This is a genomic window from Nocardia donostiensis, assembly GCF_002081715.1.
Lineage (GTDB): Bacteria > Actinomycetota > Actinomycetes > Mycobacteriales > Mycobacteriaceae > Nocardia > Nocardia donostiensis.
Genome location: NZ_MUKP01000035.1, coordinates 25413 through 46198, shown reverse-complemented (window position 1 = coordinate 46198; position 20786 = coordinate 25413). Strand labels below are relative to the sequence as shown.

Sequence of the window (20786 nt, the reverse complement as noted above, 5' to 3'; positions counted from 1 at the left end):
CGTTCATACCTGGGCAGTCGCGAGTTCGCGGCCGGGGATGGGTGGGTCGCTGGTGTCCGGTGCCGGTGGGTCGCTGTTGCGGCGGTGTCGGCGGATATGCATCCATTCGAGGAGGGCGAGCCCGAGCACGCCGAGCAGGGCTGTTGCGGCGCCGATTTTCCAGCCGGGCGGCCGCCAGGTGAGTTCGAGTTCGGCGCCTGCGGTACCCGGTGGGATGTCGACGGTGACGAAGGAGTCCGCGACGACGTCGATCGGGATCGGGTTCCCGTCGAGGTGGGCGCGGTAGCCGGGCCAGCCGAGGCGGGCGAAGACGATGCGGCCGCCGTCGGGTGAAGTGACGCGCACGCGACTGGTGCTGTCGGATTCGGAGATCGAGGTGGCGGTGACGCCGTCGGTGTGGGCGATCCGGCCGTTGCGGGTGGAGACAGGGCCGGTCGTGCGTTCGAGGACGGCGATATGGGCCTCGTGGCCCGGATAGTCGACCCAGGTCCAGCCCGGCGGGGCGGGCTGGTCGCGGGCGTCCGGATAGAGGGCGCGGTGCAAGACCACCCGGTCGATTTTCATCAGATCCACGATGCGGCGGCCGGTTTCGGGTTCGGTGGCGAAGGCACGACGGTAGGCGTCGGGGCAGACGCTGGTGTCCCAGCGCATGCACAGCAGGTGACCGAAATGGAAATGCCCATTGGGGGTGTAGCCGCCGACGTAGTCCAGTTCCAGGTTCTTCGCATAGTTGCCGAAGGCGAGCGATCCGTAGGCTGCGTCGAGGGTGTGCTGTCCTGATGGGATCAACGCGCGATCGGCCAATTGCAGTGTGGTGCCGTCGAAATCAGGGAAGGCGGCCTTCATCTCCGAACGGCGTTCCGGCAGGTTCCAGCTCATCGGGGTCGGTTGCGCGGCCCGCACCTGCCAGTAGGCGATGGGGCCGACGGCGGCCACGATCAAGGCACAGGCCCATGCCGTGCCGCGGGTGCGGCCCAGACCGACCACGAGCGCGCCGAGTCCGCCGACCCCCAGGGCGGCGAGCAGATGCCAGGGCGCGTAGTGCGGTGCGGACCCCAGCGACCGCAACAGCAGCACGCCGATCAGCAGGCCGGCGGTGCTACCGCGACGGCGCCAACCGGCGGTGGTTCCGTAGCGGCCCAACAGCACGCACACCAGCACCAGCAGGGCCAGGGCCACCATCGGCAGCACCCGCACCGGCCAGCGCAGCGGGCCCATCGTCCCCGGCCCCGCTGCCCACAGCAGTGTCAGCACCGCGAACCCGGCGACAGCGCTGAGCTCGCGACCGGCCGCCGTCGCGCGCCGCCAGTCGACGAATGCCAGTGCCGGAATCAGGAACCACGCGATATAGACCATCGGCAGCGGCTGCACATACCCCCACCAGGAGGTGAACGCGGGCAATGTGCTCGGCAGGCTGGCGTTCAACGACTCCGACCACGGCACGGTGAGGAACTGGTCGTTGACGATATCGCCTGCACCGCGCCAAGTGACATCGGCGGTGAGCACACTGGGTAGATAGGTGGCCAGCCCGGCCAGCGCCGCGCACCCGGACACCGCCGCCAACCGCAACGACGGCACCCACCGGCGCTGGTGCACCACCTCTCCCACGACCACACAACCGATCAGCAGACCCGCCTCCACCGCCGGAAACACGTACTGCACCGATATCGCCAGGTACAGGAATACGAACACCGGAATCGGCCCACCACGCCCACGCACATACCGCACCGCCGCCGCCCACGCGTGCACCAGCCACGCGGTGCCGGTGAACGCGGTCATCCAGCTGGCCGCATCGAAGAACAGCACAAAACCGCTGAACGGCAGCGATACACCGGCCACCGCCGCCCAGGCGGGGTGGGCGCCGTAGGCCAGGCAGACCCGGTACACACCCAGCCCGAGCACGATCGCGAACACCAGCTTCACCACGGTGGCGTACAACGCCAGGTTGTCCACCGAAGGCGCGATCAGGTCGATCAGCAGCTGTGGCGGATTGAGCAGACCCGCTTCTTCGATCGCGTAATTACCGGCCAGCCAATGCTCGGGTACCAGCACCGGGAACCGGCCTGCGCGCAGCCGATCACCCAGCATCACCCATAGCGGGGCGTATTGGGATTCGGTGTCGTCGGTATAGAAATGCCGGGAGTTCGCCGACAGCACCGCCAGGTACCCGGTGAGCACACCCAGCACGCACACCGCACCCCACCGGAGCACGTCTCGCCGGCTGCCTGCTCGACCATCCGTCACGGGTTCCAGACCCTACCGCCCATCGCGCCGTCAGCGGCCGTAACGGCGCGTCTGCCGAAACCGCCCGAACTTCGCCGAAGTACCTGTTACAGTTCACGATCTCGGGCTCAGCCAGCGTCAACGAGCACCGGCACGCGTACCGTCGTCGAAAGTCGATCTCGCCAATGCCGTTTTCTGACAGCTCTTTTCCCTCCGGTCCGAATGCTTATTCGGCATCGCCCCGCTATCGCATGCGGGCCCGCGGCGACACCGTGTCCTCAGGGCCGCAGGCGGTTACCCGTCCTCGGTTGCCCGCTGTGTGCTCGGTGTCGGTGGTGATTCCGGTGTACCGGGGCGAACAGACCATCGCCGCACTGGTCGGTGAACTCGACCGGCTCGCCGCACCGACGGTCGCCGGACGTATCGCCTTCGCGGTCGAGGAGATCGTGCTGGTGCACGACAACGGTCCCGACCGTTCCGATATGGTGCTGCGGCAACTGGAGTACGACTATCCGCAGGTGCGGGTGATCTGGCTGAGCCGCAATTTCGGCCAGGACGCGGCGACCATAGCCGGAATGGCGGCGGCGCGCGGCGACTGGATCGTCACCATGGACGAAGACGGCCAGCACAATCCGGCGTTCATCGCCGATTTCCTGCACGCCGCGCTGAACGCCCGCGCCGATCTGGTCTACTCCAAACCCACCAACACCCGGCCGCACGGCCTGCTGCGCAATATCACCTCCCGCGCCGCGAAACTCGCGCTGGCCACGGTATTCGCGTTTCCGAGCTCCACCAGGTTCGAAAGTTTCCGGCTGATCCGCGGTGATATCGGCCGCAGGCTCGCCGAAGTCGCGAGCAACGGCGCCTACCTGGATGTGGCACTCACCTGGGTGGTGGGGCGATGTGTATCGGTACCGGTGATCTTGCGGGCCGAGGGCCGCGCCGAATCCGGGTACAACTACCGGCGGCTGTTCTCGCTGTTCTGGAAGATGGTGTTGTGCACAGGGACTCGCGGCCTGCGGCTGGTGAGCCTGCTCGGTGTGACGCTGGCGCTCGGGGGTGGCGCGCTCGCCGCCGTTGTCATCGGTACGGCGTTGACCAGCGGCGACGGGAACCCGGAGGGCTGGGCGTCGATCATCGTCGTACTACTGCTGTGCTCGGGGGCGATCCTGTTCTCCCTCGGCCTGATCGCCGAATATCTCGGGGTCGCATTGCACATCCTGGTCGGCAAACCGCTGTACCTCACCGTCGACTCCCCCACCCCACGGCCGCCCGAACCCGCCGGTGGTCGTCCTGGTTCCGGTGTGCGGGGGAAGGTCTCGGCGTCGTGAGCGCCGAACGGATCATCTTCAGCAGACCCTTCCGCACCGGCGCGGAACTGGCGAACCTGGCCGCTGTCCTGGATTCCGATCACAGTCACGGCGACGGGCCGTTCACCGCGGCGGCCAGCGCGAAGCTCGCCGCGATCACCGGCGCACCCCATGTGCTGTTGACGACCTCGGGCACCCATGCCCTCGAACTGGGCGCGCTGCTGCTGGAGCTCGGACCGGGCGACGAGGTGATCGTGCCCAGTTTCGCGTTCACCTCGGCGGCGACCGCGATCGCATTACGCGGCGCGACCAGCGTTTTCGCCGATATCGACGACACCACCGGCAATCTCGACCCGGCCGCGGCCGCGGCAGCCGTCACCGAACGCACCAGGGCGATCATGGTCATGCACTACGGGGGTGTGGCCGCCGATATGGCGGCGCTGCTGGCGCTGGCCGACCAGCACGGCCTGGCGATCATCGAGGACAATGCGCACGGTTTGGGCGGACGCTGGCGCGGGCGTGCGCTGGGCACCCTCGGCACCATCGGCGCCCAGAGCTTCCACGACACCAAGAATGTGCACTGCGGGGAGGGCGGCGCGCTGCTGTTGTCCGACGAGATCCTGCTGGGTCGCGCGGAGATCATGCGGGAAAAGGGCACCGATCGCGCCCGGTTCCTCCGCGGACAGGTCGACAAGTATTGCTGGCAGGACATCGGCTCCAGCTATCTGCCCAGCGAACTGAACGCGGCGGTGCTGGACGCACAACTGACTGCGTTCGGCACCATCCAGGCCAACCGGCATCGGGTGTGGAATGCCTATGCGGCGGCGCTGGCCGACTGGGCCGACCGGCACGGGGTGCGGCCGATGAGGGTGCCGCCGGACTGCAGGCACACCGCTCACCTGTTCTATCTGCGGATGCCATCCGAGGACGCCCGCGACGGCCTGATCCGGTATCTGGCCGAACGGGGCATCGTCGCACCGTTTCATTACGTGCCCTTGGATTCCAGCCCGGCCGGACTGAAATACGGCCGGACACCGGTACCGTGTCTGCGCAGCGCGGAGTTCGCCGCGACGATCGTGCGGTTGCCGTTGTGGCCCGCGCTCACCGAGGCACAGGTGGACCGGGTAATCGACGCGGTCACCGGTTACACCTGCTGTTGACTTCCTCCCCCGCCTGAAGGCGGGGGATTCCCGGGTTCACACCCGAGGTTTCCTGTTTCATCAACGGCTGCCTCCCCGCATCAGCTGCGGGGCGGTCTCACACCATCTCCGCAGGCGAGCACGGCCAGCCCGGCCGCGCGTATGTTTTTGGCCGCGTTCACGTCCCGGTCGTGGGATGCCCCGCACAGGCACTCCCACTCCCGGACGTGCAACGGCATCGTATCGGTGATCCGTCCGCAAGCCGAGCACGTCTTGCTGGACGGGTAGAAGCGGTCGACCGCTATGACGGTGCGCCCGTACCAGTCGGCCTTGTACTCCACCATGCCCCGGAACTGCGCCCACGACGCATCCGAGATCGCCCGCGCCAGCGAGCAGTTGCGAACCATGTTCCGCACGCTCAGGTCCTCGATGGCGATCACTTGGCTTTCGCGCACCAAACGAGTCGAGAGCTTGTGCAGATGATCGCGGCGGCAATCGGAGATCCGCGCATGAATCCGCGCCACCCGCCACCGCGCCTTCGCCCGGTTCTTCGAGCCCTTCTGTTTCTTCGACAGCACCCGCTGAGCCTTCGCCAACCGAGCGCGGTCGGTCTTCTCGTGCCGAGGATTCGACACCTTCTCCCCGGTCGACAGCGTATACAGCGAGGCGATGCCCGCATCCACCCCGACCGTGGCCTCGGTGGGGGCGTGTTCGCTGATGGTGTCCTCGACCAGAATCGAGACGTGATAGCGACCCGCCGAATCCTTCGACACCGTCACCTGCGACGGCACCGCCCCCTCCGGCAAGGGGCGCGACCAGCGGATATTCAACGGCTCGGACTGCTTGGCCAGCTTGATTTCCCTGTCGCGGTAGGTGAAACAGTTCGAGAAATAGGTGGCTGAGTCTTTCGACTTGCCTTTCTTCTTGAACTTCGGATACCCGGTCTGTTTGCGCCAGAACTTGTCGAACGCGCCCTGAAGGTTACGCAGAGCTTGCTGTAGCGGACCTTTCGACGGCTCCGCCAGCCACGCGGTGTCGGGGTCGCGTTTCTACTGCGTCAACATCAGGGACGTGTCAGCGTAGTTGACGCGCCGCTGTTGCTGGGTCCAGGCGCGGGAGCGTTCCGCGAGAGCCCGGTTGTACACGTAGCGGACACAGCCGAAGGTCACCGAAAGCTGTTGCATTTGATCGGGAGTCGGGTAAAAGCGGTACTTGTACGCCCGTCACCGCCGTAGCTCCCATGCTTGGCATGATAGGAGGTTATTGCGTCACAATCGAACTGATGCGCTATCCCCGCCCTGAAGGACGGGGTCTGCACGCTACGTTTTCTGATCAACTCAGCAGGGCGCGTCCGGTCTCTTCGGTCAGCTCCTCGTACACCTCGGTATCCGAGTTGTAACGCCAGGTAAGCGGGCCCGGCTCGGGCGCCCCTGCCGCCTGAACCGCTGCCGCCGACGGGCGGTACCACGGGCTGCGGGGGATATCGGCGACGACATACACCAGGTCGGGGCGTTGCGCGGGGGCCAGTGCGCGCAACGCCTCGGTGAGGTGTTCGGGTTCGAGCCGGAATCCGGGCCGGACGCTCACTGCCGCCACCGCCAGCGTCCGGTCCCGTGCAGTCAGGCCGTAGACGACCTCCATATCGACGGCGGTGATGTCGTTGAGCGCGTCGGCGATCGGCTGGGTGAACACCGGGCCACGCGGGGTGCGGATCACGGTGTCGGTGCGGTCGACCAGCCAGTAGTCGCCGTCGCTGTCGCGGCGGAACAGGTTTTCCGTCGGCATCCACGAATCCCCCGGGGCGAAAACGCCGCGCAGGCCGCCCGCGGACAGGTCGACCGAATCGGCGGCCGAACCGATCAGCAACCCGACCTCGTTATCGCCGCAGCGGCGGGCGAAACCGGACTCGTCGACGAGGATCTGCTGGGTCTCCGGGTCGTAGGCCACCAGTTCCACTTTCGCGGTGCCGGGCAGCGGCCTGCCCTTGCAGCCCGCCTTGTTGCCCGGCACGTTCGCCAGCACCACATCGCCTTCGATGGAGGCGTAGAACTCGACCACGCGGGCGGGCGCGAACTGTTCGGTGGTGCGTCGCCACAAACCCGCGGGCATACCGGAGCCGATGAACAGGCGGATCGGGTGGCGGTGCCCGGGCGGGAACACGTCGGCGTCGAGGATATCGCGCAGCATCGTCCACGTGTAGGTGACCACGGTGACGCCATACCGGTACACCTCCTCGGCGAAGCGGGCCGGGTCCATCGATCTGGCCAGCGCGATCCGGCTACCACCCGCGACCGCGCCGCCCAAGCTCACCAGCAGTCCGGACGAATGGTGCAGCGGGGCGAGGCAGTACACGGTGTCCCGGTGGTCCAGGTCGGCGGCCGAGGCGGTGCCGAACGCCGACAGCGCCCACCGGTAGTTGGTGATGTATTTGACTTCCAACCGGTCTCCGGTGCCGGTGACCAGGATGAACGCCAGTTCTCGCGCCCGCCCCGGGTTGGGCCGGTACCAGGCGGGCAGCCGCACCAGGGCGGGGTCGATCTGTTCCAGGTCGACCAGGTTCGCGCCCAGCGGGACATCGAGGCCGCGGTTGTCGCCCCCGCCGAGTACCAGCACATCGGCGCCGGTACTCACCGCGTGGCGCACATTCTCCGGGTCGGCGATCACGATCTTGGCGCCGGTGCGGGCCAGCGCCTGTTTCAGTTCGCTGCCCGGCGCCAACAGCACCGCGACGGCGCCCAGCCGGGACAGCGCGGCCACGGTCACCAGCGCGCTCGGCCGGGTCTCCATGACCACGGCCACGCGAATGGCGGGCCGGATTCCGACGGAGATGAGCCCGCGGACCACATTGTCGATGCGCACCTCGACGGCAGCGTGGGTGTGCACCCGGTCGTCGAACAGGAAGCATTCGCTGTCCGGCGAGCGCCGTGCCTGCTCGGCCATGAGCCGGCCCAGCGAGATCCGGGTGCTCGGCTGGATCTTCCCCAGCCGGGTCAACCTGGGCAGTGCCCGCGCGGCCTCGCCGACCAGCCCGACCGAGCCGCGCAAGGTGTTGGCCGCGATCTGTTCCAGCGTTCGGCTCATGCTCGCGCCGGCTTCGACGATCCCCGCCGCGGTATGCGCGGCTCGGCGGCCCGCCGACCGGGGACGATTGACCGGCACATGTTCGGCCATAGGCACGATTTCCTCGGGCAGCGGCGCCTGCCCGGTCTGCCATCTGATCCAGTCGCGCACCAACGGCCAGGTGTGCTTGCCTGCCATACTGCCCGCGACGAGGCCGAAATGCCCTGCCACCAGGGTCGCCTCGTACACCTCTGCGTTCGGTGCGGCGCGCACGATAGCGCGCACGGCCGCAGGCTGGCCGATATCGTCGACCTCACCGACGAACGCCAGGATCGGGCATTTCAGTTCGGCCAGCGAAATCGGCTGATCCCGGATGACGAACCCGCCCGTCATGAGCCGGTTGTGCACCACGAACTGTTTGAGCAGGTCGGCGGCGGCCGGTCCGGCGTAGCCGACCCAGCCTTCGCTGTTGAGGAACCGCCGCTGGCGTTCTTTCGGCAGCAGCGCATCCCGGTCGTGCAGTTGCCGCAGGAAATCGATTCTGGCCTTGGCCGTTTTGACCGGATCCAGCATTTGGAACCCGAAGCGCACCATGGCGTCGGTGATCGGCAGTCTGGTCACCACATGATCGGCCAGGAAACCCGCGACATCGGAGACCATGTCATACGGGAGGCCGAACGGGATGCCTGCAATGATATCGACCGGGCTGCCGAAGGTGACGATACTGGCCACGCCCTTGCCGTAGCGGAACGCCGCCGTCTGGTAGGCGAACATCCCGCCTTGGGAATACCCCATCAGGTGCACGTTGTTGCCGGTGGCCGCGCAGACGGTGTCGATCGCGGAGTTCACGGCGAGCACGTGGTCGGCCAGATCGCGTTCCCAGCCGCCTTCCTCCGCCGCCGGGGAACCGAAGTCCACCACCCAGCAGTCGATCCCGGCCCGGTGCAGGATTCCTACGGCGCCGTCGTCGGTGTTGACGTCCCAGATATCGGCGCTGACCATCAGCGGCGGTACCAGCACCGCGACCGGGCTGCCCGGGGTGACATCGTCAGGGAAGTAGTGCCGCAACCGGTAGGTGCGCCGCCGCTCCACCACCTCGAAAGGTGAGGATTCGATATCGCTGCTCAGACCCCCGTAGCGGATCACCTCGAGACCGTTCTGCGCGGTCGCCATCAACCGCCGCACCGGTCCCGTCACCTCTGCCACACTGAACTTCACGATCCGCTCCCAGCCCTACCCTGAACATGACGGACATCACACACCCCGATATGTCGCGCCGAGCTTCCCATGCGCACCTCGCTCGCACTGCCGTTGTGTCATCTTCCATCATGGACCCGCCACCTGCTGGGGCGGTGTCACCGGCACGGATATGGTGGGGCGGTGACCGACCCCCTGGATCAACCGCTGACCGACCGCGAGACGCTGCCCGTCGAGCTCGTCGACGAGCACGGCCGCGCCGTCGGCGTATGCCAGGTATCGCAGGCGCACCGGGCGCCCGGCCTGCTGCATCGCGCGTTCTCCGTGGTGCTGTTCGACTCCGCGGGGTGGGTGCTGTTGCAGCAGCGCGCCCACGTCAAGACCCGGTTCCCGGCCCGCTGGTCCAACACCTGTTGCGGGCATCCGGCACCCGGTAAACCGGTCGCCGAAGCGGCCAACGTGCGACTGGCCGAGGAGATGGGCCTCACCGCTGAACTCATCCAAGCCGGTGTCTACCGTTACCGTGCCGAGGACCCGGCTACCGGCCGGATCGAGCACGAATGGGACCACGTGCTGGTCGGCCTGCTCGGCACCGAAACCCCGCGCCCCAATCCCGCGGAAGTCGCCGACCATCGCTGGGTGCACCCCGACGAACTCCGGGCCGCCCTGCACGAAGATCCCACGCGCTACAGCCCGTGGCTTCCCGGCGTTCTGGATGTAGCCACCACCCGAAGCGCCCCGGCCTGATCGATCGGCTCCGGCCGACATACCGCCCCGCTTCCTGTGAAATGTCGAGGTGTGCGCGCAGTGGCGCCATCATGGGCGAGGTCAGTTGGCGGCGCCCAGTTCGAGAGCCAGGACGCCGAGGACGACCAGGACGATACCGCCGACTTGGACGAGGGTGAGACGTTCGTTCAGGAAGAACGCGCCGATGGTGGCGACCGCGGCAACGCCCACGGCCGACCAGATACCGTAGGCGACGCCGATCGCCATCCCTCGTTTCAGCGCCTGGGACAGGAAGGCGAAGGCCGCTACGTAGCCGATCACCACGACGATCGAGGGCACCAGTTTCGTGAAGCCCTCGGATAATTTGAGCGCGACGGTCGCCGAGATCTCGGAGACGATGGCCAGCGCCAGGAACAGCATGGTCATCGTCGGCTCAACCCAGCCAGCTCCGGACCTCACCGACGGCGCAGCGCACCTCGTCGAGCTGTTCGGCGACCCGCACGCCCGCGGTCCCACCCCTGGCGTCGCGGGAGGCGACCGAACCTGCGACGGTCAGCACTTCCCGTACCTGCGGAGTGAGCGCGGGATCGATGCCCGCGAATTCCTCGTCGGTCAACTCGTCCAGGCCGACACCGCGCGCCTCGGCGACGCGCACGCAGGCGCCCGCCGCTTCGTGCGCCACCCGGAACGGGACCCCCTGACGGACCAGCCATTCGGCGATATCGGTGGCGAGGGTGAAACCGGCGGGCGCGAGTTCGGCCATCCGGTCGGTGTGGAAGGTCAGGGTGGACACCAGTCCTGCGATGGCGGGCAGCAGCAGTTCCAGCTGCGCGACCGAATCGAACAGGGGTTCCTTGTCCTCCTGCAGGTCCCGGTTGTAGGCCAGCGGCTGCGCCTTGAGCGTGGCCAGCAGGCCGGTGAGGTTGCCGATCAACCGGCCCGCTTTGCCGCGGGTGAGCTCGGAGACGTCCGGGTTCTTTTTCTGCGGCATGATCGACGAACCGGTTGACCAGGCGTCGGCGAGGGTGATGTAGCCGAATTCCGGGGAGCTCCAGATGATGACCTCTTCGGCCATGCGGCTCAGGTCCACCCCGATCATGGCCAGCACGAACGCTGCCTCGGCGGCGAAATCACGCGCAGAGGTGGCGTCGATCGAGTTGGCGGCGGCGGCGTGGAAGTCAAGGTCGGCCGCGATGGCCTCGGGATCGAGGCCGAGGGAGGACCCGGCCAGCGCACCGGAACCGTACGGCGAGACCGCGGCGCGTTTGTCGGCATCGCGCAGCCGGTCGATATCGCGCAGCAGCGGGTGGGCGTGCGCGAGCAGGTGATGGGCCAGCAGCACCGGCTGCGCAGCCTGCAGGTGGGTTTTGCCCGGCATCACGGCGTCCGGATGGGCTGCCGCCTGCTCGACCAGCGCGTCCACCACCTCGACCAGGCCTGCGGCCACGCGGCGGATCGCGTCGCGCAGCCACATTCGGAACAGGGTCGCCACCTGGTCGTTGCGGGAACGTCCCGCGCGCAGCCTGCCGCCGAGTTCCGGACCGACCCGCTCGATCAGGCCGCGCTCCAGCGCGCCGTGCACGTCCTCATCGGATTCGGCCGGGACGAACGCACCTGAGGCCACATCCGCGGCGAGCCGGTCGAGCCCGGCGAGCATACCGGCCAGGTCGGTCTCGGACAGCAACCCTGCGGAGTGCAGCACCTTGGCATGTGCCGTGGAGGCGCGGATATCGTAAGGAGCGAGCGCCCAGTCGAACTGGGTCGATTTGCTCAGTGCCGCCATCGCCTCGGCGGGTCCGGATGCGAACCGGCCGCCCCACAACGCGCCTTCGTTGGTGCCCACTACTTCTCCCAGTCGTTTCGATGACGATCGGCACATGGTTCGCCGATCACGGTATTCCGGCGTACCGGGTCGGCCTGCGCTGGTCCCGGCAGGGCACACAGCGGCGGGAACATGCGGAACCTGGTGGGTGCCGCACGTTCCCGGCGTGTGCCCCTACTTCTGGTTGAGGTCCCGGCGGGCGGCGACCTTCGAGGACAGGCCGTGGATCTGCACGAAGCCCTTGGCCAGGCTCTGGTCGAAGGTATCGCCCTCGTCATAAGTGGCGAGGTTGAAGTCGTAGAGGGACTGCTCGCTGCGACGGCCGTTCACCACGACGTTGCCGCCGTGCAGCACCATCCGGATCTCACCGGAGACGTGCTGCTGGGTTTCGGCGACGAACGCGTCCAGGGCACGCTTGAGCGGCGAGAACCACAGGCCGTCGTACACCAGCTCACCCCAGCGCTGCTCGACCTGGCGCTTGTAGCGGCCCAGTTCGCGTTCGATGGTGACCGCCTCCAGTTCCTGGTGGGCGGCGATCAGGGCGATGGCGCCGGGGGCCTCGTAGATTTCGCGGCTCTTGATGCCGACGAGGCGGTCTTCGACCATATCCAGGCGGCCGACGCCCTGGCGGCCCGCCCGGTGGTTGAGTTCGGTGATGGCTTCGAGCACGCTGACCTGGCGGCCGTCGATAGCGACCGGGACGCCCCGGTCGAAGGTGACGATCAATTCGTCGGGTGCCTCGAAGTTGACGGTCGGGTCGGAGGTGTAGTCGTAGACGTCCTTGGTAGGGGCGTTCCACAGGTCTTCCAGGAAGCCGGTTTCAACTGCGCGACCCCACACGTTCTGGTCGATGGAGAACGGCGACTTCTTGGTGACGTTGATCGGGAGCTTGTTCTCCTCGGCGAAGGCGATGGCCTTCTCCCGGGTCCAGGCGTAGTCGCGGACCGGGGCGATCACCTCGAGGTCGGGCGCGAGCGCGCCGATGCCTACCTCGAACCGCACCTGGTCGTTGCCCTTACCGGTGCAGCCGTGCGCGACGGTGCTCGCGCCGTGGAATTTGGCGGCCTCCACCAGGTGCTTGACGATGAGCGGGCGGCTGATTGCCGACACCAGCGGGTAGCGGCCCATGTAGAGGGCGTTGGCCTGGACGGTGGGCAGGCAGTAGTCGTCGGCGAACTCCTCGCGGGCATCGATCACGATGGCCTCGACCGCACCGCAGTCCAGGGCGCGTTGGCGCACCACGTTCATGTCCTCGCCGCCCTGTCCCAGGTCGATGGCGACGGCCACGACCTCGGCGCCGGTCTCCTTGCCGATCCAGCTGATGGCGACGGAGGTGTCCAGCCCACCGGAGTAGGCGAGTACGACGCGATCGGACATGTTCTGGTGCTCCTCGAAAGTGTGTGTAGTGCCTGGGTCTGTGCGGCTGCCCTGAGCAGTATGCTCGCCCATCGACAGCTCGGGCCAGTCCGAGTCGGTCCTGGCCGGTTCGGGCCTGTCCGAACCAGCGCGAGCCGGTCCGAGCCGGCCGGAGCCAACCCTGGGCAACCCGGGGCCGGGTTGGGCTCCCTCCATCGCCACAAATGATTATGCAGGATGATGCAATCTCATTCACACCCGGGGTCTACCGCCCACTACCTGCGCGAACCCGTCAGTGAACCCCTCGACTTCGCGGCCGTGACCCCTTGGCCGGACACAGAGGATATGGGACGCTGGTCGCATCCATCCTCGGAGGCCAAGGACGCCAACCATGGAGCAACTCAGGGAACAGTTACAACAGTTCGCAGAGGATAACTACGAGACGATCGGCTTCTTCGTCATCACCATCGGCAACGCCGCACTCACCATCGCCAAGACCGCGCTGGAGCTGAGCACGCCGCTCCTGCGGGACTTCTTCGCCACGTTCTAGTACTACCGACCGAAGACGCCGACAACGGTGCGGCAAGCATGCCTCACCGCAGCACTCCGCTGTCGCCGGAATCGGGGCACGACATCGGGAGACAGTGTCTCGGGCCGATCTACAGCTCCGAGTAGCGGGCCTGCAGCCCTTCGAACGTAATCAGCGGTCTCGCTGTCGCCCGGTGTTCGCCACGAAGCCTTACGCCACCCCGGCTACCGAGCTTGCCCGCATACACATCGTTCACCACATCGACCGACTACCCTTGCTTTCGCTCGAGAGTTTGCGGTGCGGACAATGCCTACGGCCGCAAACGGTGACACGCTATCCCCGCACGAGGTCATCATGCTTGTTCGCCGGGCAGCTGCTCTGGCTGCCGTCTTCGTCGTGTCGACTCTTCTGGTCGTGGCGCCGCCGGCGGCGGCATATTCGAAACCGGGGACATGTCGAAACCATTCCCTGACTGTCGCGCTCATCGAGGGGGCACCGAAAGAGCACACTCTCGCGGCGACGCTATGCCTACCGCAGGTATGGGCACCGGGTGAACACCAAGTCGACCTACTCGTGGCCGGCGGCAGCTACAACCGAATGTATTGGGATTGGCCGACCAACCCGGCCGTCTACTCCTACGTGGATCACACTTTGGCCGCGGGACGGGCGACACTGAGCTTCGACCGCTTGGGTTCCGGCGCCAGCAGCCGACCGGCGGCATCGGATCTCACTTCGTCGGTGGGCGCCTTCGTGATACATCAACTGGTCGATTGGCTACACAGTCAGGGTTACTCGGAGGTCAACGGGATCGGGCATTCGCTCGGCTCTGTCATCTTGACCGACGAGGCGTCCCGATGGCAGGACCTGGACCGGGTGGTGCTCACCGGACTTCTGCATCTTCCAGGTATCGGCAAGGACATCGGCGGACTGGCGACCAGCATGTATCCGGCGTTTCTCGACCCCAGGTTCGCCGGGGAGATCACCGATCCCGGGTTCCTCACCACCATCCCAGGGAAACGCGGTACCAGCTTCTACGATCAGCGGACCGCTGATCCCGAGATCATCGCGGCCGACGAGCGCAGCAAAGACGTCTTCTCGATTGCCGCAGCAGTCGAAGGCCTTCCCGTGGTGGTGGCTCCTCCGGCGCTGAACCCGTCCCGCACCATTACTGCGCCGGTTCTGTCGGTCATCGGCGCAGAAGACGGCATCTTCTGCAATCTGGCGGTAAATTGCCACAGCGCAGACGATGTGCGAGACAACGAAGCCCCTTATTACCCCAACGCCGCAGACTTCGACACCATCGTGGTTCCCCGCACCAGCCATAATCTCGCGCTGCATCCTTCTGGACCGCAGACCTTTCAGCAGATCGACGCCTGGATCGAAACCGGAAACGTGGATTGACGCTACGGCGCGCACAGTCGTTCGCCGATCCACCGACCTCGTCAGGCCAACTGTTCGATCTTGGCCGCCAGTTCCGCCCCGGTGAGCGGTTCCCGCGCGATGACGGCGATGGTGTCGTCACCGGCGATCGTGCCGACCACCTCCGGCAGCGCTGCCCGATCGAGTGCGCTGGCCAGGAAATGCGCGGCTCCCGGCGGGGTGCGCAATACAGCGATATTGCCGCTGGCGTCGGTAGAAACCAGCAGATCGCCGAGCAGTTTCGACAACCGGTCGGTGCCGCCGGTGACGCCGCGCACCGCCGGGCCACCGTCCTCGGGCACGACATAGACTCCGGCGCCGCCGTCCGCGGCCCGCAACTTCACCGCACCGAGTTCGTCCAGGTCACGGGAGAGGGTGGCCTGGGTGGTTTCGATCCCCTCGGCGGCGAGCAAGGCGGCCAGTTCGGTCTGGCTGCGCACCGCGTGCGCGGACAGCAGCGCGATGATGCGCGACTGCCGTCCGGCGCGGGTGGCGGCGGTGGTGGGCCCGGCGGTACCGGCCGCCGGACCCGTATGCGGACAGGAAGCTCTCATCGGCGGTCCAGCAACCACGCCAGCAGCGCCTTCTGCGCATGCAACCGGTTCTCCGCCTCGTCCCACACCACACTGTGCGGGCCGTCCAGCACCTCGTCGGTGATCTCCTCGCCGCGGTGCGCTGGCAGGCAGTGCAGCACCACGGCGTCGGCGGCGGCGCGGCCGAGCAGCTCGGCATTGACCTGGAACGGGCGGAACGGGCCGACACGGTCCAGACCGTCGTCCTCCTGGCCCATCGACGTCCAGGTGTCGGTGACCAGGGCGTCGGCGTTGTCGGCGGCGACCGCGGGATCGTCGGTGATCGTGACGATCGCGCCGGTTTCGGCGGCGCGGGCGCGGGCGGCCTCGACCACCCAGGGCAGCGGCGCGAACCCGGTCGGGGCGGCGATGGTGACGTGCAAACCCGCGGTGACGCCGCCGAGCAGCAGCGAATGCGCCATATTGTTGGCGCCGTCCCCGAAGTAGGCCAGCCGTTTACCGCGCAGCTCACCGAGATGTTCGGTGAGGGTGAGCAGGTCGGCCAGCACCTGGCAGGGATGGAATTCGTCGGACAGCGCATTGACCACCGGAACCGTGGCCGTGGCCGCCATCTGCTCGAGGCGGCTCTGCTCGAAGGTGCGCCAGACGATCGCCTCCACATACCGCGACAGCACGCGCCCGGTGTCGGCGAGGGTTTCCTCGCGACCCAGCTGGGTGGCGCGGCCGTCGACCACCACCGCATGCCCACCGAGCTGCGCGATGCCGAGCTCGAAGGAGAACCGGGTCCGGGTGGAGTTCTTGTCGAAGATCACCCCCACCCCGCGCGGGCCGGCCAGCGGCTGCCGCGCGAACGGGGAACGTTTGAGTTCGGCAGCGAGCGCGAGCACCTCGGCTTGTTCGGCGGGAGCGAGGTCGTCGTCGCGCAGAAAATGCCGGACTGCCGTACCGCCGGCCGCGACCCCGGCGTGATCGGACACGGTCATGCTGCCTCCTCCGGGCCCTGACACGGTCATGCTGGGTCTCCCTTCGCGTCCGCGACGGCCCGGTCCAGGATGCCGGGCAGGTCGGCGACGAAGCTGTCGGACTGGGTTTCGGTGAGCACCAGCGGCGGGGCCAGCCGGATCACGTTCGGTTTGGGCGGATTCACCAGGTAGCCGGCCTCACGGGCCCTGGCCTCGACACGGGCGGCGATATCGTCGGTGAGCACGATGCCGATCAGCAGCCCCGCGCCGCGCACCTGCGCAATAAGCGGATGCTTCAGCTGTTCGATCCCGTCGCTGAGCCGTTTACCGACCGATTCGACATGGGCAAGCAGACCTTCGTCGTCGATGGTGCGCAGCACCGCCAGCGCAGCGGCCGCGCAGACGGGATTGCCGCCGAAGGTGGTGCCGTGCATACCGGGGGTGAGCAGCTCGGCGGCCGGGCCGGTGGCCAGGACCGCGCCGATCGGCAGCCCGCCGCCCAAACCCTTGGCCAGGGTCATCACGTCGGGGGTGATACCGGCAGCGTGGTGGGCGAAGAACTTGCCGGTGCGCCCGATACCGGTCTGCACCTCGTCGAGGACCAGCAGCGCGCCGTGCCGTGCGGTGATCGCGCGGGCTTGCGCCAGATAGTCCGGAGGCGGCACCACCACACCGCTCTCGCCCAACACGGGTTCGAGGAAGACCGCGGCGGTATCGTCGTCGACGGCACGTTCCAACGCTGCGGCATCACCGAACGGCACGTGCACCACCCCGGGCGGCATCGGCTCGAACGGCGCCCGTTTGGACGGCTGGCCGGTGAGCGCGAGCGCGCCCATGGTACGGCCGTGGAACGCCTCCTCGCAGGCGACGATCTTGGTGCGGCCGGTGAGCCGGGCGATCTTGAACGCGGCCTCGTTGGCTTCGGTGCCGGAATTGCAGAAGAACGCCCGGCCGTCACCGTCGCCGAAATGGGCGAGCAGGCGTTCGGCGAGTTCGATCACCGGTTCGCTGACATACAGATTCGACACGTGCCCGAGCGTGCTCAGCTGCTTGGTCACCGCACCGAGCACCGCCGGATGGCCGTGGCCCAGGCTGTTCACCGCGATACCGCCGAGGAAGTCGAGGTAACGCTTGCCGTCGGCGTCGTAGACGACCGCACCCGCGCCGCGCACCAGCGCGACCTGAGGGGTGCCGTAGTTGTGCATCAGCGCGGCCGACCACCGCTGTTGTAGTTCTGGCGTGCTCATTGTGCGGCTCCGTATCCGTTCGGCTGCGCTGTCGTGCTCGTCGTCTCGGCGGCCTGCGTCGGGGTGACCATGGTGCCGATCCCCTCTCCGGTGAACAGTTCCAGCAGCACCGAATGTGGTACGCGTCCGTCGATGACATGCGCGCTGGGCACGCCGCCGCGGACGGCGCGCAGGCAGGCTTCCATCTTCGGCACCATGCCCGCGTCCAGGCTCGGCAGCAACCGCGCCAGCGCGTCGGCATCGATGGCACTGGTCAGCGACGAGCGGTCCGGCCAGTTGGTGTACAGGCCCGCCACATCGGTGAGGACCACCAGTTTTTCTGCGCCGATCCCTTCGGCCAGTGCCGCGGCGGCGGTATCGGCGTTGATGTTGTGCACCACGCCGTCGGCGTCGGGGGCGATGGTGGAGACCACCGGGATGCGGCCCGCGGCGATGAGGTCGAGCACGGCTTCCGGTTTCACCTCGGTGACGTCACCGACCAGGCCGATATCGGTGGGTTCACCGTCGACATCCACGGTGCGGCGGGTCGCGGTGAACAGGCGCGCGTCCTCACCGGAGATGCCCACCGCGTACGGGCCGTGCGTGTTGATCAGGCCGACCAATTCCCGGCCGACCTGGCCGAACAGCACCATGCGCACCACGTCCATCACCTCGGGCGTGGTGACCCGGAAACCGCCGCGGAACTCCCCGGCCAGGCCGAGCCGTTCGAGCATCGCGGTGATCTGCGGGCCGCCGCCGTGCACCACCACCGGATGCACGCCAACGGTGCGCAGAAACGCCATATCGGCGGCGAAATCGCGTTTGAGCCCGTCGTCGACCATGGCGTTGCCGCCGTATTTCACCACCACGATCTTGTCGCGGAACTTCTGCAGCCAAGGCAGCGCGCCGGCCAGCACCTGCGCGGTCTCCAGCGCGGACAACTGCGGGGTCTGTTCGGTCATGAGCTGTAGGCCGAGTTCTCTTCGACGTAGCCGTGCGACAGGTCGGTGGTGCGGATCGTCGCGGTGCCGTCGCCGAGCTGCAGATCGACGAGCACCTCGATATCGGCGCCGGACAAGTCGACGTCCCTGGCGCCGGGTGCACCGACGCCGTCCACACAGACGGGTGAACCGTTGAACGACACCGTGATCCGGTCCGGATCCAGCTCCACCGGTGCGATCCCGACCGCGGCCAGCACCCGGCCCCAGTTGGGGTCGGAGCCGAACAGCGCGGTTTTGACCAGGCTGTCGCGGGCGATGGCACGGGCGGCGACCAACGCCTCGTCCTCGGATACCGCGCCGGTCACGGTGATCAGCACCCGTTTGGTGACGCCCTCGGCGTCGGCCATCAGCTGACCGGCCAGGTCGTCGCAGACCGCGAGCACGGCGGCGTCGAGTTCGTCCTGGGTGGGGGCGACCTCGCTGGCGCCGTTGGCCAGCAGCAGCACGGTGTCGTTGGTGGAGCAGGAGCCGTCCACGTCGAGCCGGTCGAAGGTGAGCCGGGTCGCCTTGCGCAGCGCCTCGTCGAGTTGGGCGGGTGTGGCGACGGCGTCGGTGGTGAGCACCACCAGCATGGTGGCCAGCGAGGGGGCCAGCATGCCTGCCCCCTTGGCCATACCGCCGACGTTCCATTTTCCTTCGTGATGGAAGGAGGCTTCCTTCGGGACGGTATCGGTGGTCATGATCGCGTAGGCGGCGTCGGTGCCGCCGGACATCCCGCCACCCATCTCGTGCACGATCTCGGTCACGGCCGGGATCAGCTTGTCCATCGGCAGCCGGTCCCCGATCAGGCCGGTCGAGCAGACCGCGACCTCACCGGCGCCGGTTTCGGTGCCCCAGTTGCTCAATGCGGTCGCCAGTTCTTCGGCGGTGCGGTGGGTGTCCTGGAAACCGGCCGGGCCGGTGCAGGCGTTGGCGCCACCGGAATTGAGGACGACCGCGCGCAGCATGCCCGCTTTCAGCACCTGCTGCGACCACAGCACGGGTGCGGCCTTCACCTTGTTGCGGGTGAATACCCCGGCGGCCGCGTATTCGGGTCCTTCGTTGAAGACCAGGGCCAGGTCGGGTTTGCCGTTGGCCTTGATACCGGCCGCGATACCGGCCGCCCGGAAGCCGAGCGGGGCGGTCACGCCCTGGTTGTGGACCAGTTTGCCCTCGGTGTTCTCGGTTGTCGTCACGGTGCCACTCCTACGGTGGGAAGCCCGGCGGTCTCGTCGAGGCCGAGCGCGAGGTTCATCGATTGCACCGCGGCGCCCGCGGTGCCCTTGGTCAGGTTGTCGACAGCTCCGATCACGACCAGCCGGCCGGCTTCGGCGTCCACCGCCACCTGCAGGGTGACCGCGTTGGAGCCGAGCACCGCGCCCGTCTGCGGGAGTACCCCCTCCGGCAGCAACGTCACGAACGGTTCGCCTGCGTAGGCCTTGTCGTATACCTCGCGGGCCTGGGAGCCGTCGCCGCGCAGCGGGGCGGTGCAGGTCGCGAGGATGCCGCGCGGCATCGGCGCCAGCACGGGGGTGAACGACACCCGTACGTCGGCGCCCGCCAGGGCGGACAGGTTCTGCGCGATTTCCGGGGTGTGCCGGTGCGCGCCCGCGATACCGTAGGCGCGCGCCGATCCCATCACCTCGGATCCGAGCAGGTCGACGGCGAGTTTGCGGCCCGCACCCGAGGCGCCGCTGACCGCGACGATCTGCACGTCGGGTTCGATCAGGCCCGCGGCGACGGCGGGCGCCAGCGCCAGGCTGGAGACCGTCGGGTAGCAGCCGGGGACCGCGATCCGGTGCGCGCCGCGCAGCCGCTCCCGTGCGCCCGGCAGTTCCGGCAGCCCGTACGGCCAGCTCCCGGCGTAGGGGGTGCCGTAGTAACGCTGCCATGCCTGCTCGTCGGTCAACCGGAAGTCGGCGCCGCAGTCGATGACTACCGTGGTGGCAGGCAGTTCGGCGGCGAGGGCGGCGGACTGCCCGTGCGGCAGGCCGAGGAAGACGACATCGTGGCCGGCCAGCTCATCTGCCGTGGTGGGGCCGAGCACCCGGTCGGCCAGCGGCAGCAGATGCGGCTGCAGCGTGCCCAGGGCGGCGCCTGCGTTACTTCCCGCGGTCAGCGCCCCGATCTCGAGGCGCCCGGCTCGGTATTCCGGATGTCCGAGCAGCAGGCGCAGTACTTCACCGCCCGCGTAGCCGCTCGCGCCTGCGACCGCCACCCGGCGCACGGGGGCGGTCCGGTCGGACATAACCGTGGAATCAGCCATGTGATGATTATGCACAACTGTGCAATCTCATGCATCCG

16 protein-coding genes and 2 pseudogenes are annotated in these 20786 nt (G+C 67.8%); 5 read left to right on the top strand and 13 right to left on the bottom strand.

The annotated features are described in order from the left end of the window. Positions 1-3 precede the first annotated feature (3 nt). The gene (locus tag B0T44_RS20020) at positions 4-2211 is read right to left on the bottom strand and encodes a YfhO family protein (protein WP_139348031.1); all 2208 of its coding nucleotides are present in this window, start codon (positions 2209-2211) and stop codon (positions 4-6) included. 329 nt (positions 2212-2540) lie between these two features. Here B0T44_RS20020 and B0T44_RS20015 point away from each other — a divergent pair, with 329 nt between their 5' ends. Together B0T44_RS20015 and rffA are read left to right on the top strand one after the other, a co-directional pair. Continuing rightward, positions 2541-3554: a glycosyltransferase gene (locus B0T44_RS20015; RefSeq protein WP_077121754.1), complete on the top strand. Its 1014-nt coding sequence runs from the start codon at positions 2541-2543 to the stop codon at positions 3552-3554. Beyond that, the gene (gene rffA, locus B0T44_RS20010; RefSeq protein WP_077121723.1) at positions 3551-4693 is read left to right on the top strand and encodes a dTDP-4-amino-4,6-dideoxygalactose transaminase; all 1143 of its coding nucleotides are present in this window, start codon (positions 3551-3553) and stop codon (positions 4691-4693) included. The genes B0T44_RS20015 and rffA overlap by 4 nt, the downstream gene beginning before the upstream one ends. An 80-nt stretch (positions 4694-4773) precedes the next feature. On the opposite strand, the pseudogene B0T44_RS20005 reads toward rffA, so the two are convergent. The 3 genes and pseudogenes from B0T44_RS20005 to B0T44_RS20000 form a co-directional block, all read right to left on the bottom strand. Beyond that, positions 4774-5700 (bottom strand): annotated as a pseudogene (locus tag B0T44_RS20005) (RNA-guided endonuclease InsQ/TnpB family protein); the annotation flags it as partial. A gap of 21 nt (positions 5701-5721) precedes the next feature. Continuing rightward, positions 5722-5883: pseudogene (locus B0T44_RS28790) on the bottom strand (helix-turn-helix domain-containing protein); the annotation flags it as partial. 121 nt (positions 5884-6004) lie between these two features. Then, the gene (locus B0T44_RS20000; RefSeq protein ID WP_077121725.1) at positions 6005-8950 is read right to left on the bottom strand and encodes an AMP-binding protein; all 2946 of its coding nucleotides are present in this window, start codon (positions 8948-8950) and stop codon (positions 6005-6007) included. Positions 8951-9112: 162 nt separating this feature from the next. Between B0T44_RS20000 and idi the strand changes: the two genes are divergently transcribed. Continuing rightward, positions 9113-9676, top strand: a complete 564-nt coding sequence (idi, locus tag B0T44_RS19995; protein WP_077121727.1) for an isopentenyl-diphosphate Delta-isomerase — start codon at positions 9113-9115, stop codon at positions 9674-9676. Positions 9677-9757: 81 nt separating this feature from the next. On the opposite strand, the gene B0T44_RS19990 is transcribed toward idi, so the two are convergent. The 3 genes from B0T44_RS19990 to B0T44_RS19980 all read right to left on the bottom strand — a co-directional run bounded on the left by B0T44_RS19990 (position 9758) and on the right by B0T44_RS19980 (position 12854). After that, a complete protein-coding gene (locus B0T44_RS19990) occupies positions 9758-10081 on the bottom strand; it encodes a DMT family transporter (protein WP_077121729.1) in 324 nt (107 codons plus the stop codon). A gap of 7 nt (positions 10082-10088) precedes the next feature. Next, positions 10089-11498, bottom strand: a complete 1410-nt coding sequence (argH, locus tag B0T44_RS19985; RefSeq protein ID WP_425436875.1) for an argininosuccinate lyase — start codon at positions 11496-11498, stop codon at positions 10089-10091. A gap of 153 nt (positions 11499-11651) precedes the next feature. After that, positions 11652-12854 carry an argininosuccinate synthase gene (locus B0T44_RS19980; RefSeq protein ID WP_077121733.1) on the bottom strand — a complete coding sequence of 401 codons (1203 nt, stop codon included), beginning with the start codon at positions 12852-12854 and terminating at the stop codon, positions 11652-11654. A gap of 370 nt (positions 12855-13224) precedes the next feature. Between B0T44_RS19980 and B0T44_RS27270 the strand changes: the two genes are divergently transcribed. Together B0T44_RS27270 and B0T44_RS19975 are read left to right on the top strand one after the other, a co-directional pair. Then, positions 13225-13383 carry a hypothetical protein gene (locus B0T44_RS27270; protein WP_175648153.1) on the top strand — a complete coding sequence of 53 codons (159 nt, stop codon included), beginning with the start codon at positions 13225-13227 and terminating at the stop codon, positions 13381-13383. Between the two features lie 552 nt (positions 13384-13935). Next, positions 13936-14763 (top strand): alpha/beta fold hydrolase, encoded by an 828-nt coding sequence (locus B0T44_RS19975; RefSeq protein ID WP_077121735.1) that lies wholly within the window; start codon positions 13936-13938, stop codon positions 14761-14763. A 41-nt stretch (positions 14764-14804) separates the two neighbouring features. Here B0T44_RS19975 and B0T44_RS19970 read toward each other — a convergent pair whose 3' ends face one another. From B0T44_RS19970 to argC, 6 genes are read right to left on the bottom strand one after another with little or no spacing between them, the layout of a single operon-like run. Beyond that, positions 14805-15335, bottom strand: a complete 531-nt coding sequence (locus tag B0T44_RS19970; RefSeq protein ID WP_077121737.1) for an arginine repressor — start codon at positions 15333-15335, stop codon at positions 14805-14807. Next, positions 15332-16297, bottom strand: coding sequence for an ornithine carbamoyltransferase (gene argF, locus B0T44_RS19965; RefSeq protein ID WP_077121739.1), 966 nt, complete (start codon positions 16295-16297; stop codon positions 15332-15334). The genes B0T44_RS19970 and argF overlap by 4 nt, the downstream gene beginning before the upstream one ends. A 26-nt stretch (positions 16298-16323) precedes the next feature. Beyond that, positions 16324-17523: an acetylornithine transaminase gene (locus B0T44_RS19960; protein ID WP_077121741.1), complete on the bottom strand. Its 1200-nt coding sequence runs from the start codon at positions 17521-17523 to the stop codon at positions 16324-16326. After that, entirely contained in the window at positions 17520-18464 is a 945-nt protein-coding gene (gene argB / locus B0T44_RS19955) for an acetylglutamate kinase (protein WP_077121743.1), read from the bottom strand. The genes B0T44_RS19960 and argB overlap by 4 nt, the downstream gene beginning before the upstream one ends. Further along, positions 18461-19678 carry a bifunctional glutamate N-acetyltransferase/amino-acid acetyltransferase ArgJ gene (gene argJ, locus B0T44_RS19950; RefSeq protein ID WP_077121745.1) on the bottom strand — a complete coding sequence of 406 codons (1218 nt, stop codon included), beginning with the start codon at positions 19676-19678 and terminating at the stop codon, positions 18461-18463. The genes argB and argJ overlap by 4 nt, the downstream gene beginning before the upstream one ends. Continuing rightward, entirely contained in the window at positions 19675-20748 is a 1074-nt protein-coding gene (gene argC / locus B0T44_RS19945) for an N-acetyl-gamma-glutamyl-phosphate reductase (RefSeq protein WP_425436874.1), read from the bottom strand. The genes argJ and argC overlap by 4 nt, the downstream gene beginning before the upstream one ends. Positions 20749-20786 lie beyond the last annotated feature (38 nt).

Bases quoted from the DNA above. Each gene is read 5' to 3' on its own strand.
- B0T44_RS19980 (WP_077121733.1), bottom strand. From the start codon at position 12,854: ATGTCCGATCGCGTCGTACTCGCCTACTCCGGTGGGCTGGACACCTCC.
- argF (WP_077121739.1), bottom strand. From the start codon at position 16,297: ATGACCGTGTCCGATCACGCCGGGGTCGCGGCCGGCGGTACGGCAGTC.
- B0T44_RS19970 (WP_077121737.1), bottom strand. From the start codon at position 15,335: ATGAGAGCTTCCTGTCCGCATACGGGTCCGGCGGCCGGTACCGCCGGG.
- argC (WP_425436874.1), bottom strand. From the start codon at position 20,748: ATGGCTGATTCCACGGTTATGTCCGACCGGACCGCCCCCGTGCGCCGG.
- B0T44_RS19960 (WP_077121741.1), bottom strand. From the start codon at position 17,523: ATGAGCACGCCAGAACTACAACAGCGGTGGTCGGCCGCGCTGATGCAC.
- B0T44_RS19990 (WP_077121729.1), bottom strand. From the start codon at position 10,081: ATGACCATGCTGTTCCTGGCGCTGGCCATCGTCTCCGAGATCTCGGCG.
- argB (WP_077121743.1), bottom strand. From the start codon at position 18,464: ATGACCGAACAGACCCCGCAGTTGTCCGCGCTGGAGACCGCGCAGGTG.
- B0T44_RS27270 (WP_175648153.1), top strand. From the start codon at position 13,225: ATGGAGCAACTCAGGGAACAGTTACAACAGTTCGCAGAGGATAACTAC.